The 14446-nt window shown below is 39.1% G+C and carries 13 protein-coding genes and 1 pseudogene; 1 reads left to right on the forward strand and 13 read right to left on the reverse strand.

Going from position 1 to position 14446, the window contains the following annotated elements; translation table 11 throughout:
• Nucleotides 1-4: 4 nt before the first annotated feature.
• On the reverse strand, nt 5-3571 hold the full coding sequence (gene smc, locus CFK37_RS15820; RefSeq protein WP_089062776.1) for a chromosome segregation protein SMC: 3567 nt from the start codon (nt 3569-3571) through the stop codon (nt 5-7).
• A 192-nt stretch (nt 3572-3763) separates the two neighbouring features.
• Between smc and CFK37_RS15825 the strand changes: the two genes are divergently transcribed.
• The gene (locus CFK37_RS15825; RefSeq protein ID WP_089062777.1) at nt 3764-3988 is read left to right on the forward strand and encodes a DUF1128 domain-containing protein; all 225 of its coding nucleotides are present in this window, start codon (nt 3764-3766) and stop codon (nt 3986-3988) included.
• A gap of 48 nt (nt 3989-4036) precedes the next feature.
• On the opposite strand, the gene rnc is transcribed toward CFK37_RS15825, so the two are convergent.
• From rnc to CFK37_RS15885, 12 genes and pseudogenes are all read right to left on the reverse strand, one after another.
• Nucleotides 4037-4720, reverse strand: coding sequence for a ribonuclease III (gene rnc / locus CFK37_RS15830; protein ID WP_089062778.1), 684 nt, complete (start codon nt 4718-4720; stop codon nt 4037-4039).
• A gap of 69 nt (nt 4721-4789) precedes the next feature.
• Nucleotides 4790-5026, reverse strand: a complete 237-nt coding sequence (gene acpP, locus CFK37_RS15835) for an acyl carrier protein (RefSeq protein ID WP_089062779.1) — start codon at nt 5024-5026, stop codon at nt 4790-4792.
• Between the two features lie 38 nt (nt 5027-5064).
• Entirely contained in the window at nt 5065-5808 is a 744-nt protein-coding gene (gene fabG / locus CFK37_RS15840) for a 3-oxoacyl-[acyl-carrier-protein] reductase (protein ID WP_089062780.1), read from the reverse strand.
• Nucleotides 5808-6749 carry an ACP S-malonyltransferase gene (fabD, locus tag CFK37_RS15845; protein WP_089062781.1) on the reverse strand — a complete coding sequence of 314 codons (942 nt, stop codon included), beginning with the start codon at nt 6747-6749 and terminating at the stop codon, nt 5808-5810. The genes fabG and fabD overlap by 1 nt, the downstream gene beginning before the upstream one ends.
• Nucleotides 6746-7753, reverse strand: a complete 1008-nt coding sequence (gene plsX, locus CFK37_RS15850) for a phosphate acyltransferase PlsX (RefSeq protein WP_089062782.1) — start codon at nt 7751-7753, stop codon at nt 6746-6748. Before plsX ends, fabD begins: the two co-directional genes overlap by 4 nt.
• Nucleotides 7737-8330, reverse strand: a complete 594-nt coding sequence (gene fapR, locus CFK37_RS15855; RefSeq protein WP_089062783.1) for a transcription factor FapR — start codon at nt 8328-8330, stop codon at nt 7737-7739. Before fapR ends, plsX begins: the two co-directional genes overlap by 17 nt.
• An 81-nt stretch (nt 8331-8411) precedes the next feature.
• Complete coding sequence (gene recG, locus CFK37_RS15860; RefSeq protein WP_089063687.1) at nt 8412-10445, reverse strand: ATP-dependent DNA helicase RecG; 2034 nt, start codon at nt 10443-10445, stop codon at nt 8412-8414.
• Between the two features lie 6 nt (nt 10446-10451).
• Nucleotides 10452-11321, reverse strand: a complete 870-nt coding sequence (sdaAA, locus tag CFK37_RS15865; protein WP_089062784.1) for an L-serine ammonia-lyase, iron-sulfur-dependent, subunit alpha — start codon at nt 11319-11321, stop codon at nt 10452-10454.
• 22 nt (nt 11322-11343) lie between these two features.
• Nucleotides 11344-12005, reverse strand: a pseudogene (gene sdaAB, locus CFK37_RS15870) (L-serine ammonia-lyase, iron-sulfur-dependent subunit beta).
• Between the two features lie 228 nt (nt 12006-12233).
• Nucleotides 12234-12992, reverse strand: a complete 759-nt coding sequence (locus tag CFK37_RS15875) for a hypothetical protein (protein WP_089062785.1) — start codon at nt 12990-12992, stop codon at nt 12234-12236.
• Between the two features lie 72 nt (nt 12993-13064).
• Nucleotides 13065-13772 (reverse strand): hypothetical protein, encoded by a 708-nt coding sequence (locus CFK37_RS15880; protein WP_157724866.1) that lies wholly within the window; start codon nt 13770-13772, stop codon nt 13065-13067.
• An 18-nt stretch (nt 13773-13790) separates the two neighbouring features.
• On the reverse strand, nt 13791-14306 hold the full coding sequence (locus tag CFK37_RS15885) for a signal peptidase I (protein WP_172840517.1): 516 nt from the start codon (nt 14304-14306) through the stop codon (nt 13791-13793).
• Nucleotides 14307-14446: the final 140 nt, after the last annotated feature.

Here is a 14446-nt window from a genome sequence, read left to right on the forward strand (position 1 = left end):
TCCTTTAAAATTGTACTAATTCTTTTGTATCCTCCAAACGAACAGACACCAGTCTTGAGACACCAGATTCCTGCATCGTCACGCCATATAATACATCCGCTTCCTCCATCGTTCCTTTTCGATGTGTGATGACGATAAACTGCGTATCCTCGCTATACATCTTTACATATTGGGCAAACCGTGTAACATTTGCTTCATCAAGTGCCGCTTCCACCTCATCAAGGACACAGAACGGTACAGGTCTCACTCGTAATATTGCAAATAACAGAGCAATAGCGGTTAATGCCCGCTCACCACCTGAAAGAAGACCCAAATGCTGAAGTTTTTTGCCTGGTGGCTGAGCTATTATTTCTACCCCTGTTTCCAGCATATCGTTTGGATCGGTCAGTTTTAATTCCGCATGACCTCCACCAAATAATTTTTCAAACACGATTGCGAACTCATCCTTAATTTTCGTAAAAGTAGATGAAAAACGCTTTTGCATCTCTTCATCCATTTCGGCAATAACCGTAAACATTGTTTCCTTAGCATGAACAAGGTCATCTTTTTGATCAGATAAAAATGTGTACCGTTCCATGATTCGATCATACTCATCAATAGCACCCAAATTAATGGTACCCAAATCTTCAATGGATCGCTTAATTTGCTTGACATGTGATTTCGTTTTATCAAGATTACTTGTTTTAGGGTATGTTTCTTTCGCCCTTTCGTATGTTAGTGTATATTCTGTTTGTAATCTAGTTAAACGATTCTCAAGCTCGACATCCAGACGATTGGACTTAACCTCGAGATCTTGAAGGTGTGAAGTGAGAACCTGATGAGATTTGTTTAATTCTTTCAATTCTCTTTCGGCATCCTGGACAAACTGTGTTAGATTGCTGCGGGCCGTTCGTTTTTCCTGAATGATTGAGGTTAGATTATCTTTGTTAGTTTGATATTCACCTATATCAGCAGATATCTGTGTTTCAGTTACCTCATTTTCCTTTAAATCAATTAATTCCTGTAATTTGTCCCGATATTCCTCAAACTGCTGGTTTTGTTCGTTAATATCCTCTGTCAATGCTTTTGTTTTACCACGTTGGTTTTTTACACGCTCTTCTAATTCTGCCAGTAATATTTGATTCTGATGAAAATCATGTTGTGTTTGTTCATTGTTTTCTTTTAACATCTTTTCCTGTTCACCCAACTCATCAATCTTTTGGGCGATAATTGATATCTTGTTTTCTATTTGATTTAATTCCTGTGATAAGAATTTTTGACGTTTGGATAGTTCACTTTCTTCCGCTTCAAACTGCAGTTTATCCTGATCATATAAAGTTAGGTTATTACTCACCGAGGACAGCTTCATGTCAATTTGACTGAATTTTGTTTTAGTCTCCTGTAAGGATTGCCGGCTATCCACAAGTTCTGCCTGTTTTTGTTCTAAGCCTTGTTCCTTTTGCACGATTGATTCCCTCGAGTTCTGTACCTTTTTCTCAAACTGAACTGTTTTTTGTTGAAAGTCCGTAAGTTTTTCGGTGATTTCCTGCAACTCTTGATCACGCGTAAACAAAGACTGGTTTGTTTTTTTGGCCGCTCCGCCGGACATGGATCCCCCTGGATTGACAACATCACCATCAAGTGTGACAACACGGTATTTGCGCATTACTAGTGACGCAATTTCATTTGCTGCCTTTAATGATGTCGCAATTATTACATGACCCATCAAATGTTCAACAGCTTTTTGGTGGACTGCTTCACATTTTATTAGTTTTGATGCGATTCCAATAAATCCTGAATGATCTTTCACCTTTGCCAACAGGCTTTCAGACATGAACCTGGATTGGATTGATTTAAGTGGCAAAAATGTTGCTCTGCCATTATTCGTCTTCTTTAACCAGTTAATTGCTTCACGGGCTACGTAATCTTCATCAACGACAATATGCTGAGCCTGCCCACCTAGGACGGTTTCGATGGCAGTAACATATTTCTTTGGAACATTTATTAGTTCAATAACCGCGCCGTGAATATGCGATAATTTATTTTCTTCCCGTGCTTTTAACACTGCTTTGACACCATGAAAAAAACCCTGAAAGTCCTCTTTCATTTCTTCAAGCATTTCTTTTCTAGATTTCATTTTTTCTATGTATTGATATGCCTGATTAAGTTTTATTTGTAACTCATCGTAAACCTTTTTCTCATCACCTAGCGCAGCTTTTATTTTCTCTGCCTCTTTTTCATTCGTTTGGAATTGCCTTTCCAGATGGCTAAGTGTTTCTTCCACCGCTTCTTTTTTATTTTCAAGATTTTCTCTTGCCTGCACAACATCCTTGTTCTTATCTTCCTGTCTGTGCTTTTTAACAAGTAACTGGTTGATTTGTTGTTCAATTGATTGTTGTTCATTGCGATTTGCAGCCCGATTGTTCAGATATTCGATATACTCCGTTTTAAGTTCTTCGATTTCGTCTGCAATGGATTCCTTATCCAGTGTAAGTTGTTTTTTAAGATCGGCTACCTTCGTTTTCACTGCATCACGTTCACGTATTAAGGTGGCTAGTTGTTCTTTTTCTTGTTGAAGTGTCGAAGTTAAATCCTGAATCCGGCCCTGTGCCTCATTTTTGTCCGTCTCCAAATTTGAACGATTTTCTTCATAATGTTTCATGCGCTCTTGTAAAACATGCTTTCTTCCTTCAAATTGTTCAAGCTTTTGAGTAGTTTCCAATAAAGAGGTTTGAACCTGTTCAATTTCGTCATCTAACGAGTTGATTTTACTGCGCTCTTCTTCCAAGTTAGCTTCTTTTTTTTGAATATCAGTTTTCATGGCAAGTTCATTTTCTTTTTCTTTCTCGGATTTTTCAAGCAACTGCTGCCACTGACTGTGTAACTGTTCAATTTCTGTAACCATTAATGAAATTTCCTGCTGTTTCAATTCTTCCATTGCCTGATTATATCGCTTGGCTTTTTCTGCCTGTTCCTGCAACGGACCAAGTTGCTGTTCGATTTCGTGAACAATATCTTCAACACGATTTAGATTTTCCTGTGTTTCAGCTAATTTGTATTCCGCTTTCTTTTTGCGTTGCTTATATTTCAGGACACCAGCAGCTTCCTCAAAAATAGTACGTCGTTCTTCAGCTTTCGAACTTAAAATTTCCTCAACTTTTCCTTGACTGATGATGGAGAACGCCTCTCGTCCTAGCCCAGAATCCATAAATAAATCAACAATATCTTTTAACCTGCATGATTGTTTATTAATATAAAATTCACTGTCACCTGAACGATACACTCGTCTGGTTATGCTAATTTCTTCATAATCAAGCGGCACTGCATGATCATTGTTATCGAGTACAAGGCTTACTTCTGCTACATTTAATGCCCTTCTTGAATCACTTCCCTGAAAAATAATATCTTCCATTTTAGATCCACGAAGCGACTTAGCAGATTGCTCGCCCAGTACCCATCTTATTGCATCGGTTATATTACTCTTACCGCTCCCATTTGGGCCTACTACCGCAGTGACACCTGGAACAAAGTCCACCTGTATACGTTCCGCAAATGATTTAAATCCAACACTTTCCAATCGTTTCAAATACATAAACATTCTCCTAAATCAAACCGAGATAATCATAACCGACTATTATCGCTATTAACTAAAATAAATTTGGCATTTTACCGCATTTATTTTATCATAAACTAAGGAACAACTGAAGAGAGGTATAGGCGTAACGGCATACATAAATACTTTTCTTTCCTTTTATTAAACCAAAAGAGATTGTGAGGTGTAAGAATGAATCTTGAACAACCATCCAATGAAAATATGAAAGTTATCCTAGATGAATTGGCAGAGCGATTAAAAGTAGCAAATCGAGGTCTGCTCGATCATGAAGACTACGACCTGAAAAAATATGATGAAATAAAATTCATGTATGATATGGTTGTGCAGAAGGGGCAGCTTAGCGCATCAGAAACACAGGCATTTATTGATGAGCTAAAATCTGTTAGAAAAGCATAATTAAAGAAAAGGCTGTATTTCATTTGAAGTACAGCCTTTCCTGGTTATTTATCCGCTAAATGTATCCAAAGCATGTTTCGCTGCACGTTGCTCGGATTCTTTTTTTGTCCGCCCGGTTCCTGAACCAGCTTTTTGATTCTTAACATAGACCTCTGTGACAAATTCCTTACTGTGCGATGGGCCTTTTTCGTCCACTATTTTATATTCGATGTGCTGATTTTTATACTGTTGCACCAATTCCTGCAACTGACTCTTGTAATCCATCGCATGCGAAAAAGCACCGGTACTAATTTTTGGGAACACAAAATCTTCCAGAAATTGAATAGCTACTTCATAACCTTGATCCAGATATAACGCGCCTAGGAATGATTCAAATATATCAGCTAATAAGGCAGGGCGATCTCGTCCACCTGTTTGTTCTTCACCGCGTCCCAGTAAAATTTGATCGCCAAATTCCAGATTGCGCGAAAAGTTTTCCAGAGAGGCCTCACATACGATTGCAGCACGTAACTTGGTCATTTCCCCTTCAGGCATTTCCTTGTTATTCCGATACAAATATTGAGATACCCCTAGTTCTAATACTGCGTCACCCAAAAATTCCAATCGTTCATAATCCAAAAATAAACTTCCCTGATGCTCATTCACATACGATGAATGTGTAAATGCCTGTTTTAATATGCCATGGTCTTTAAAAGTAATATTAAGTTTCTCTTCAAGTTGTTTAACATTCATGTTATGCCACCTGCTTCTGTTCAATATACGGAAAGTCTCGCTTCAGGCGAGACTTTCCAAAAAAGTTTATTAGGACTTTATACTGTTTATGTAGTTAACAGCATCACCAACTGTATTAATCTTTTCAGCTTCTTCATCAGCAATCTCCATATCGAACTCATCTTCCAGTTCCATAACGAGCTCAACTACATCAAGTGAATCAGCATCTAAATCGTCCTTAAAAGAAGCTTCCATTGTAACTTTGGATTCTTCTACCTCTAAACGTTCAACGATAAGTTCTTTTACACGGTCAAATACGTCTGCCACAGTACTTCACCTCCCTTCAAAGTGCTAGTAAATTCATGTTAACTCATAACCATTCCACCATCAATATGAAGTGTTTGGCCTGTCATGTAATTGGAATCTTCAGATGCCAGAAAACGTACTACTTTAGCTACATCTTCCGCTTGTCCCAATTTTCCAAGTGGAATCATGGCAAGCATATCCGCTCGCTGTTCATCAGTCAATACATCCGTCATTTCAGTTGCAATAAATCCAGGTGCAACAGCATTCACAAAGATATTTCTTGATGCAAGCTCTTTTGCAGTCGATTTTGTTAACCCAATCACACCGGCCTTCGCGGCAACATAGTTTGCTTGTCCAGGGTTACCACTCACACCGACAATGGAAGATACATTAATAATTTTACCACTTTTTTGTTTCATCATTTGACGGGTAACAGCTTTGGTACATAGAAAGACACCTTTCAGGTTAGTGTTAATAACCTGATCAAATTCTTCCTCTTTCATACGCATTAGCAAATTGTCCTTGGTAATCCCAGCATTGTTAACTAATATGTCAAGTGTTCCAAATTTGCTGATCACCTGTTTAATCATGTCTTTGACATCTGATTCACTTGCAACATTCGCTTGAATCTTGAATGCCTTACCACCTAATTGCTCTATTTCCTCCACTACCGCTTGTGCTTTTGCTTCACTGCCTGCATAATTCACAGCAACATTTGCACCTTGTTTAGCTAATTCTAATGCAATTGCTTTACCTATCCCCCTTGAGGCACCTGTAACTAAAGCACTTTTTCCGTTCAACATTATGTTTCCTCCCTGTACCATGTGATAAATTCTTCCATGGACTTTGGATTTTGAATGGCAAATGTAGGTATAGTACGATCAATCTTTTTAACTAATCCACTTAATACCTTTCCATTGCCCACCTCAACAAATGCATCTACACCCTTATCAATCATATTACGGATTGATTCCTCAAAGCGTACGGGAGAATACAGTTGTTGAATTAGCAGATCTTTAATCTCCTCATGCTTGGTAACCGGCGATGCTGTAACATTCGCATACACAGGGATAGTGGCATCGGTGATGGAGACCGCTCCTAGTTTTCCTGCAAACTTTTCATTTGCTGCTTTCATTAATCTGGAATGAAATGGTCCGCTAACATTCAATGGTAAAACCCGTTTTGCTCCATTTTCCTTCAATACAGGTGTGGCCTGTTCGATTCCTTCTTTTGAACCAGAAATAACGATTTGTCCAGGGCAGTTGATATTTGCCAGATCAACGATTTCATCTGTTTCTAATGCAGATAATGTTTCTTTTACCTTCTCAACAGTCAGCCCCAATACCGCAGCCATTGCCCCCTTACCGGATGGAAAAGCCTCTTCCATTAATTTTCCGCGTGTCTGAACCAGTTGAACAGCATCTTCAAGTGAAATTGCTCCTGCTGCAACAAGTGCACTGTATTCACCAAGACTATGTCCTACCGCCATAACCGGCTGAATTTCCGATTTTAATAAAAGGGTATGAACCGCTATACTGCTTAGCAATAAAGCCGGCTGTGCATTTTGCGTAGCTGTCAACGTTTCTTTAGGTCCATTAAACATGATGTCAGACAATGATAAGTTTAAAACGCGATCTGTTTCTTGGTACATTTCCTTTATTTCAGGGTAAGCCTCATAAAATTCTTTACCCATTCCTATGTCCTGTGATCCCTGACCAGGGAACATAAATGCCACTTGTTTCATTCTTTTTCCCCCTTATCGATATCGACAGTTGATATGGTTTCTTTGATTGTTTCTGTTACACGATAGTCAACCATATGACAAGCCTGTTTAATTGCATTGTGAATTGCTCGTCGATTAGAAGAACCATGTGCTTTAATCACTGGGGCAGCAAGTCCAAAAAGACCAGCCCCGCCATATTCGCTGTAATCCAGCTTTCCCTGCAATCCCTTTAAGTCACTTTTAACTATCCCCGCAGCAATTTTTGTCTTTAGTGAAGACATAAAGGTTTCTTTAAGCATGTGAAACATTGTTTCAGCGGTGCCCTCGATAGATTTCAAGGCAATATTGCCACTGAATCCATCGGTTACAACAACGTCCGCTGCACCGGCCAATAGATCCCTGGCTTCGACGTTTCCAACGAAATTAATTGGCGCATCTTTTAGTAATGCAAATGCTTTCTTTGTCAAATCGTTTCCTTTCCCGTCCTCAGTCCCAACATTCATTAATCCCACGGTTGGATTTATAATACCTCGAACCTTTTCCGTATAAATAGATCCCATTATTCCATATTGAAGAAGATGGTGTGCCTTGGCGTCCACATTCGCCCCAACATCAAGCAATAAAAATCCTTTGCCGTCAATTGTTGGTAATGTTGGACTGAGTGCAGGCCGGTCGACACCTGATATACGACCGACGCCAAATAATCCGGCGGCCATTAATGCCCCGGTGTTGCCTGCTGATATACAGGCATCACAACGTCCTTCTTTCACTTCCTTTGCCATTAATACAAGTGATGCATTTTTCTTTTTTCGAACGGCCCGTACTGGTTCATCCTCGCTCGTAATTACTTCTTCTGTATGTAAAACACTTATCCTGGTTTCATTACTCAAATAAGGTTTAATCTTTTCATTATCCCCTATTAATACGATTTCTAGTTCCTTGATAGCCTTAATGGCGTCCATCGCACCCAAAACAATCTCGCCTGGGGCATTGTCCCCGCCCATAGCATCAATGGCTAACTTCATCTGTACATTCCCCTTTTTGATCGTTTGACCGATACATGTAAAATACTCCTTTAAAAACCACTTCCTGATCAACATAGCTAGAAACGCGTACAACTGTATAGCCTTTATCATTTAATCCTTCTACAACCGCCTTTGCAACTACACGTTCACCTTCCTTAACCTGTCTAGTAAAGGTTAACTCAGTTTTTGCCGTTAAGGCTAATTCATCATTTATTACAGCAACAGCTAATGAATTGGCTTGCGCAAATAAATGGTGCCCCCTGGCAATCTTATTTCTGGAAAAAACATGTTCCGGCTGAATGTTAAGAATGGAGATGGCTCTGCTATCCAGCTCAAGGTCAATAACTTCACCAATTACTTCTTCTAACGGTAAAGCTTTAACTGTTTCGTTCCACTGACTGGTTGCCACAGTTTTAATACGTTCGCGCAGTTCTGGAATCGCATGTTCCATTCGATCAAGACGGATGGTTTGAATACTGACATTAAATTTTCTGGCTAAATCCTCATCTGTAATAAACGGTGTATCTTCAATCGTTTCCCTTAATAAACGTTGTCTTTCTGCCTTTGTTCGCTTCATTTGACACCATCCACTTTACCGCACTTATGACTTGGTACTAATAGTAATATATAATAGGATTATTATTAATGCAAGCAATCCTTAATCAAGCTTTTTTCTCATATACGAATCATTCTCCAAGTGCTTTTGTAATTCCAGATACTCCGCATCATTTTTTAATTTGTCCGATTCAATTATATCCTGTGCATCTTTGCGCGCTGTCTCAAGTGCCTTGAAATCATGGATCATATCAGCAACCTTAAATTCAGGTAGTCCACTTTGTTTTTTACCAAAAAAGTCCCCTGGTCCCCGCAGTTTTAGATCTTGTTCGGATAATTCAAAGCCATTATTTGTTTCCGTCATAATCTTCATTCGTTCCTTACCAATTTCACCTTTTGGATCGGCAATTAAAATACAGTAGCTTTGCAGATCACTGCGCCCAACGCGTCCTCTTAGCTGGTGCAGTTGTGACAACCCAAATCGCTCTGCATCATAAATAACCATTACAGTTGCATTTGGTACATTCACACCAACCTCAACAACTGTAGTTGAAACGAGAACTTGAATTTCATTTGCCGCAAATTTATTCATAACCCCTTCTTTCTCATCTGCGGTTAAGCGCCCATGCATTAAACCGACCTGAACCTCAGTTGGATAAAAGTCCTGCAACTGATGAAAGAGATCAACAGCGTTTTGAATATCCAGTTTATCGGACTCCTCTATCAATGGACAAATTACATATGCTTGTTCACCTGCCGCCACACGTTTTTCAATAAAGTTCAGCACACGCTCAAATGTGTTCTCCTTCGTCCAATAGGTTTCAATCTCTTTTCTTCCGGAAGGCATTTCATCAATGACGGATACATCCATATCTCCAAACGCTGTAATTGCAAGTGTTCTTGGAATCGGAGTGGCCGTCATAAATAAAACATCGGGATGCAGCCCTTTACTTCGAAGTGCTCGACGTTGTTCAACACCAAAGCGATGTTGTTCGTCGACAATTACAAATCCTAAATCAGCAAATACAACATCCTCCTGTATCAAAGCATGCGTACCAACTACAATATCAATTTTATGTTCCTTGATGGCTTCTGTCAGTTCCCTTCTCTTCTTCCCTTTAACCGATCCAGTCAGTAATACAATAGAAGCACGCTTACCAAACATCTCACATAATGAGTGGTAATGCTGTTCTGCCAAAATTTCAGTCGGAACCATTAAAGCTCCTTGTCTGTTTGCAGTTATTGCAGCATATAAACAGATGGCAGCGACAGCTGTTTTACCGGAGCCAACATCCCCCTGCAGCAAACGATTCATACGATAGGGTGATTTCATATCGGCTAGTATTTGGTTTAGCGATCGTACTTGTGCCCCTGTTAACGTGAATGGAAACGAAACAATAAACCCCTGTATCGTCGAAGGATCATAATGTTGTGCATTACCAGTAGTGGACTCCCGTTTAATTTTTCGAAGCAACTGCATTTTTAATTGAAATAACAAAAACTCTTCATATGTAAATCTTCTTCTAGCATGCTTAAGCAACTGCCGATTTTTTGGGAAATGCATTGCTAAAATAGCATGTTTTCGATCAGGTATTTTATATGCCTTTAGATAATTTCCGGGAATGATTTCGTCCACGTCATTGATGTATTCTTTAATCGCAGTACTCATAACCTTTTTTAACTTGATGTTGGTAAGTTCTCCCTTCAAAGGATACATTGGTTGGATGGATGGCTGTTCACTGGCAGGCCCTTTTTTGTAATTACTAACAGTGATTTGCAGCCTGTGAGCATCCCATTTACCAGTCAGGGTTACTGTATCATTTGCACTGAGCTGTTTTTTAGCAAAAGCACGATTAAACATCACAGCCTTTATGGCTACTCCTTCTGTTTCAACTGTAAAGGTCAATCGTGATTTTCTTTTCCCATAATAGGAGAGGGAAGGATCATGAATCACCCTTCCCTCAATAGTTACTTTGTCATCATGAATGAGTTCGCTAAGCGGTTTTATTTCAAAAACATCATAACGGTATGGGAAATAGTAAAGTAAATCTTCCACGGTATAAATATTTACCAGTGCCAATGCTTCTGCAAATTTCTCACCGACACCTTTTATGGACGTTACGGGTTCACTTAGCAAATTCAATCACACCCCAAAAATCTTTTTCTTAATAGCTTCCCCAGTCGGTGTTCCTGCTAATCCCCCTTCGCCCGTTTCCCGAAGAGCGGTTGGCATAGACTGTCCAATTTTGTACATAGCGCCAATCACCTCATCACACGGAATTCTACTGGTAACTCCAGCTAAAGCCATATCGGCAGAAACGATTGCCAGTGATGAACCGGCTGCATTTCGTTTAACACAAGGTACCTCAACTAAGCCAGCAACTGGATCACAAACAAGCCCAAGCATGTTTTTCAATGTGATAGCAAATGCATCAGAAGATTGCTGCGGAGTGCCACCAGCCATTTCTACAATAGCCGCGGAAGCCATCGCTCCTGCCGAGCCGACCTCTGCCTGACACCCTCCTGCTGCACCTGAAATGAAAGCGTTGTTAGCTACTACAAAACCAAATGCACCTGAAGTGAATAAATAACGAACCATCTGTTCACGGGTTGGATTTAATTGGTTTTTAACGGCAAACAGTGTACCAGGGACACAGCCAGCGCTCCCAGCCGTTGGGGTTGCGCATATTGTACCCATGGCAGCGTTTACTTCGTTTGTCCCCATCGCCTTACTAACAGCGTCCATCATTAAATTACCGGATAAAGGTGTTTTTTCTTTCATATACTTCTGGACAAGGACAGCATCGCCACCAGTTAACCCTGTAACGGATTTCACACCTTTTAGTCCATCTTCCACTGCCTTTTCCATAATATCTAAATTTCTTTCCATATTAGCGAACACTTCATCACGGGATAAATTTTTTACATCCATCTCCTGACGAATCATTACCTCGGAAATCAATATATTTTCTTTTTCAGCTATTTCTACTAGTTCTGCAACTGTACGGAACATACTTAGTCCCCCTTCTTGATGATTAACTTACTATTTTGGAAATTTGGATAATGTGATCTGCACTATCTAAATCTTTTAAGACTGTATCGTCTACATTTTGATCCACTTCAATAACCATTAATGCTTCTTTTCCAACATCCTTTCGATTCACTTCCATATGTCCAATATTAATTTCATATTTTGCCAGAATTCTAGTAACAGAAGCAATTGCCCCAAAACGGTCATTATGCATGATCAGGATTGCAGGATGGTTACCGGACAACCGCAGTTCAAACCCGTTTAACTCGGTAATCTCAACCTTCCCCCGCCAATTGAAATACCAACAAGCTCCATCTCTTCTTTATCATTTCCTATTTTTAATCGTGCTGTATTCGGGTGTGCGGAAGCAACATTCTCCTCTACAAATTCAACAGACAAATTACGTTCTTCTGCAATCGATAGTGCGTTACTCATACGCGAATCATCAGTTTCAAAACCTAGTAATCCACCAACTAATGCAAAATCTGTTCCATGACCCTTATACGTTTTAGCAAATGATTCATAAAGATGAATTTTGGCCCACGTTGGTTCTTCGCCAAATAAATTACGGGCAGCTTTACCAATCCTCGCTGCACCAGCTGTATGTGAACTTGATGGCCCAATCATAACTGGACCGATAATATCAAAAACTGAATTATATTTCATTATTGCCACCCCTAAACATTAATTAAGAACATACGAATCTATTGTAATTATAACAAAAACCTCTATAATAATCATCTGCATTAGGGCGAAGCTCAACAATAACTGATTTTATTTTTCGCTTTGATGGCCAAAACAAAAGAAAAATAAGGATCGCATCATGGCGATCCTTATTTTTACCTAATTAATAGTACGATTTATAGTTATGGAAAGCTTAGGAGCTTCTTCGACTTATTGTTTTTCTTTCTCATTCTTCACACCTTTGTCCAAAGGAATTTGATTTACCTCTCCCGTATCGGGTTGGAGTTTCCCGCTAGGGTTTCTATCGAAAGTATCCCCCTTTTGTTGATTAGCTGCATCCTCTGGCTGTTTGATTTCAACTTCTGGTTTCTTGGCCTGCCCTGGCTCATTTTCTGCTAAGTTGGTCGTATCCCCTTTTATTTTTTCTTTTTCTAGTTTCTTTTTGGTGGATAAGCCATGTCCTTCCTTCTTATCACCAATTGTGTCTTTTGCCGTTTCCTTTTCCCCCTGATCAACTGGTTTTTTTATTTTTTCTTGCTCCACTGATAATACGATAGCTTCATCGACATAAGACTGTAGGGCAGTTAGATGATACATGACTTGTTTAGTCGTACAGTCAGTAAGTTGATTATCTGGATTTTTTGGGTTACTTGTAAAACTTTCATTTGGATTTAATGTTTTACTGATTTCATCTGTTCCGCCATTTTTGCTAATTCGTTCTATGCTAAGGGGAATATCAATCGTTGAAATATTCTTTATCGTAATTGAACTTTTCAATTGACAGTTTTCCCCATATTGGATTTCCCCATTAATCTGTAATAGATCAGATGTTGTTGCATTCGTAATTTCACCTGAAGCTGAGCTTTGGGAAGTGAACCACGCAAATGTATCATACCTCATTATGGAAAAAATCAACAAATAAAGGATGATCAAAAAAGCATATAAAAATCGCAGCTTTTTTAGTTCCATAATGGTGGGTCTCCATTTACAGGAAAAAAGGCAGTCAAAGAAAGACCTGCCCTTCTCCGCGAAAAATGAATTCTACTCATTCTCGTATTTTGAACCTTCATCTGTTTGTTTTGCTTTAACATTGAATATACCATTATACTGTGCCCCTTGGTATTCATTCCCTGCGCCTTCCCCAAGTTTAATTCCAAACATAATGTCAATGTATTGCCCTTGACTCAATTTCCAAAATTGATCACCCTGTGCCCCATCACCTATTGTAAATCCTCCTGATTTATTACCTGCCTTCATCATTGCGTTTGCCTGTTTCCCTGTCAATACACCACTCACGATTTCTACACCATTAAGGATCCCCGGTTTGGAAAAACTTCTCTCATTGGTTGTTCCTTCAAATAAGTTAGCCAGTTTTATCTCAGATTGTTCATAAACATCCTGATCGGGTTTCGTTGTGTACTTCATAGCCATGTATCCAACTTCATATTCTGCCAATGATGCCTTATCAACAGATTGGGAATAGGTTGCCTTTAAATGCGAACTCAAGTCTCCAGTATTTTTGATGGTAATCCAGTTACCATATTGTAATTGTGATGGTGTGAATTTTTCACCGGAGAAAATTGGAGTTTCTACATCATTGTTGTTATTGATTTCCAATTCCCCATTAACCATTTCCCCTTGTGCTTCAGTTTCGGATGTGAACCAAGAGTACGTACCTAAACTGGCCGTTGCTATTAAAGTCCCCGCTAATGCTGTACCTAATAAAAATTTCTTTGCTTTTTTCATCAATTACATTCCTCCTTGAATTTATTCATTTTGTAGTTGTTCCCGTGTTTTATCCCTTTTTTTACCCTTCTTCGCCCGCTCAAATAGTTCCAGGAAAATATATCCGGCTAAAGGTAGAAGAATGAGTAGAATAAAACCAATAGGACCACTAACAAACTCCACTAAATAACCTGCTCCCGGAATTAAAATAGTTTGTTTACCCACTATATGATCACCAGTTACCATCTCACCATCTTTTACGTTATTATTATCTCCTTTGGTTACGAAGACAGGATGACTATTTCGGTTTTTTATTTCTATCACTCTATGTGTAATATATTTACCAGTCTTATCTGTAAAAGTAATAACATCACCTTTGCTGACGTTGGCTGGGCTTGTCTCTTTTATAATGACCATATCGCCTGTATTAAAATACGGGTCCATGCTATTTGATAAGACCGTAAATGGTTGATAACCGAATAATGATGGTGGGCGCTCTGGATTCTTAATAGATTGGTAGGTAATAAGCAATAAAGAAACTAGTATGACTATAAACATGAGGCGCACTATTAGCGTCAAAAGTTTCGATATCATTTTGATCATTTTACTTTGTGCTATAGTGATTCCCCTCCTGTAACTAAACATGTGACAGTGTTTGTCAGTTTTGGTAAAGAGGTACTAGCCAACCATCTGATGTG

The organism is Virgibacillus phasianinus, assembly GCF_002216775.1.
GTDB lineage: Bacteria > Bacillota > Bacilli > Bacillales > Amphibacillaceae > Virgibacillus_F > Virgibacillus_F phasianinus.

What these genes read in the sequence shown, in the direction of transcription:
- sdaAA (WP_089062784.1), bottom strand. Translation starts at nt 11,321, where the DNA reads ATGTTCCGTACAGTTGCAGAACTAGTAGAAATAGCTGAAAAAGAAAAT.
- fabG (WP_089062780.1), bottom strand. Translation starts at nt 5,808, where the DNA reads ATGTTGAACGGAAAAAGTGCTTTAGTTACAGGTGCCTCAAGGGGGATA.
- CFK37_RS15825 (WP_089062777.1), top strand. Translation starts at nt 3,764, where the DNA reads ATGAATCTTGAACAACCATCCAATGAAAATATGAAAGTTATCCTAGAT.
- rnc (WP_089062778.1), bottom strand. Translation starts at nt 4,720, where the DNA reads ATGAATGTTAAACAACTTGAAGAGAAACTTAATATTACTTTTAAAGAC.
- plsX (WP_089062782.1), bottom strand. Translation starts at nt 7,753, where the DNA reads ATGAAGTTAGCCATTGATGCTATGGGCGGGGACAATGCCCCAGGCGAG.
- smc (WP_089062776.1), bottom strand. Translation starts at nt 3,571, where the DNA reads ATGTATTTGAAACGATTGGAAAGTGTTGGATTTAAATCATTTGCGGAA.
- CFK37_RS15875 (WP_089062785.1), bottom strand. Translation starts at nt 12,992, where the DNA reads ATGGAACTAAAAAAGCTGCGATTTTTATATGCTTTTTTGATCATCCTT.
- fapR (WP_089062783.1), bottom strand. Translation starts at nt 8,330, where the DNA reads ATGAAGCGAACAAAGGCAGAAAGACAACGTTTATTAAGGGAAACGATT.
- fabD (WP_089062781.1), bottom strand. Translation starts at nt 6,749, where the DNA reads ATGAAACAAGTGGCATTTATGTTCCCTGGTCAGGGATCACAGGACATA.
- CFK37_RS15885 (WP_172840517.1), bottom strand. Translation starts at nt 14,306, where the DNA reads ATGTTTATAGTCATACTAGTTTCTTTATTGCTTATTACCTACCAATCT.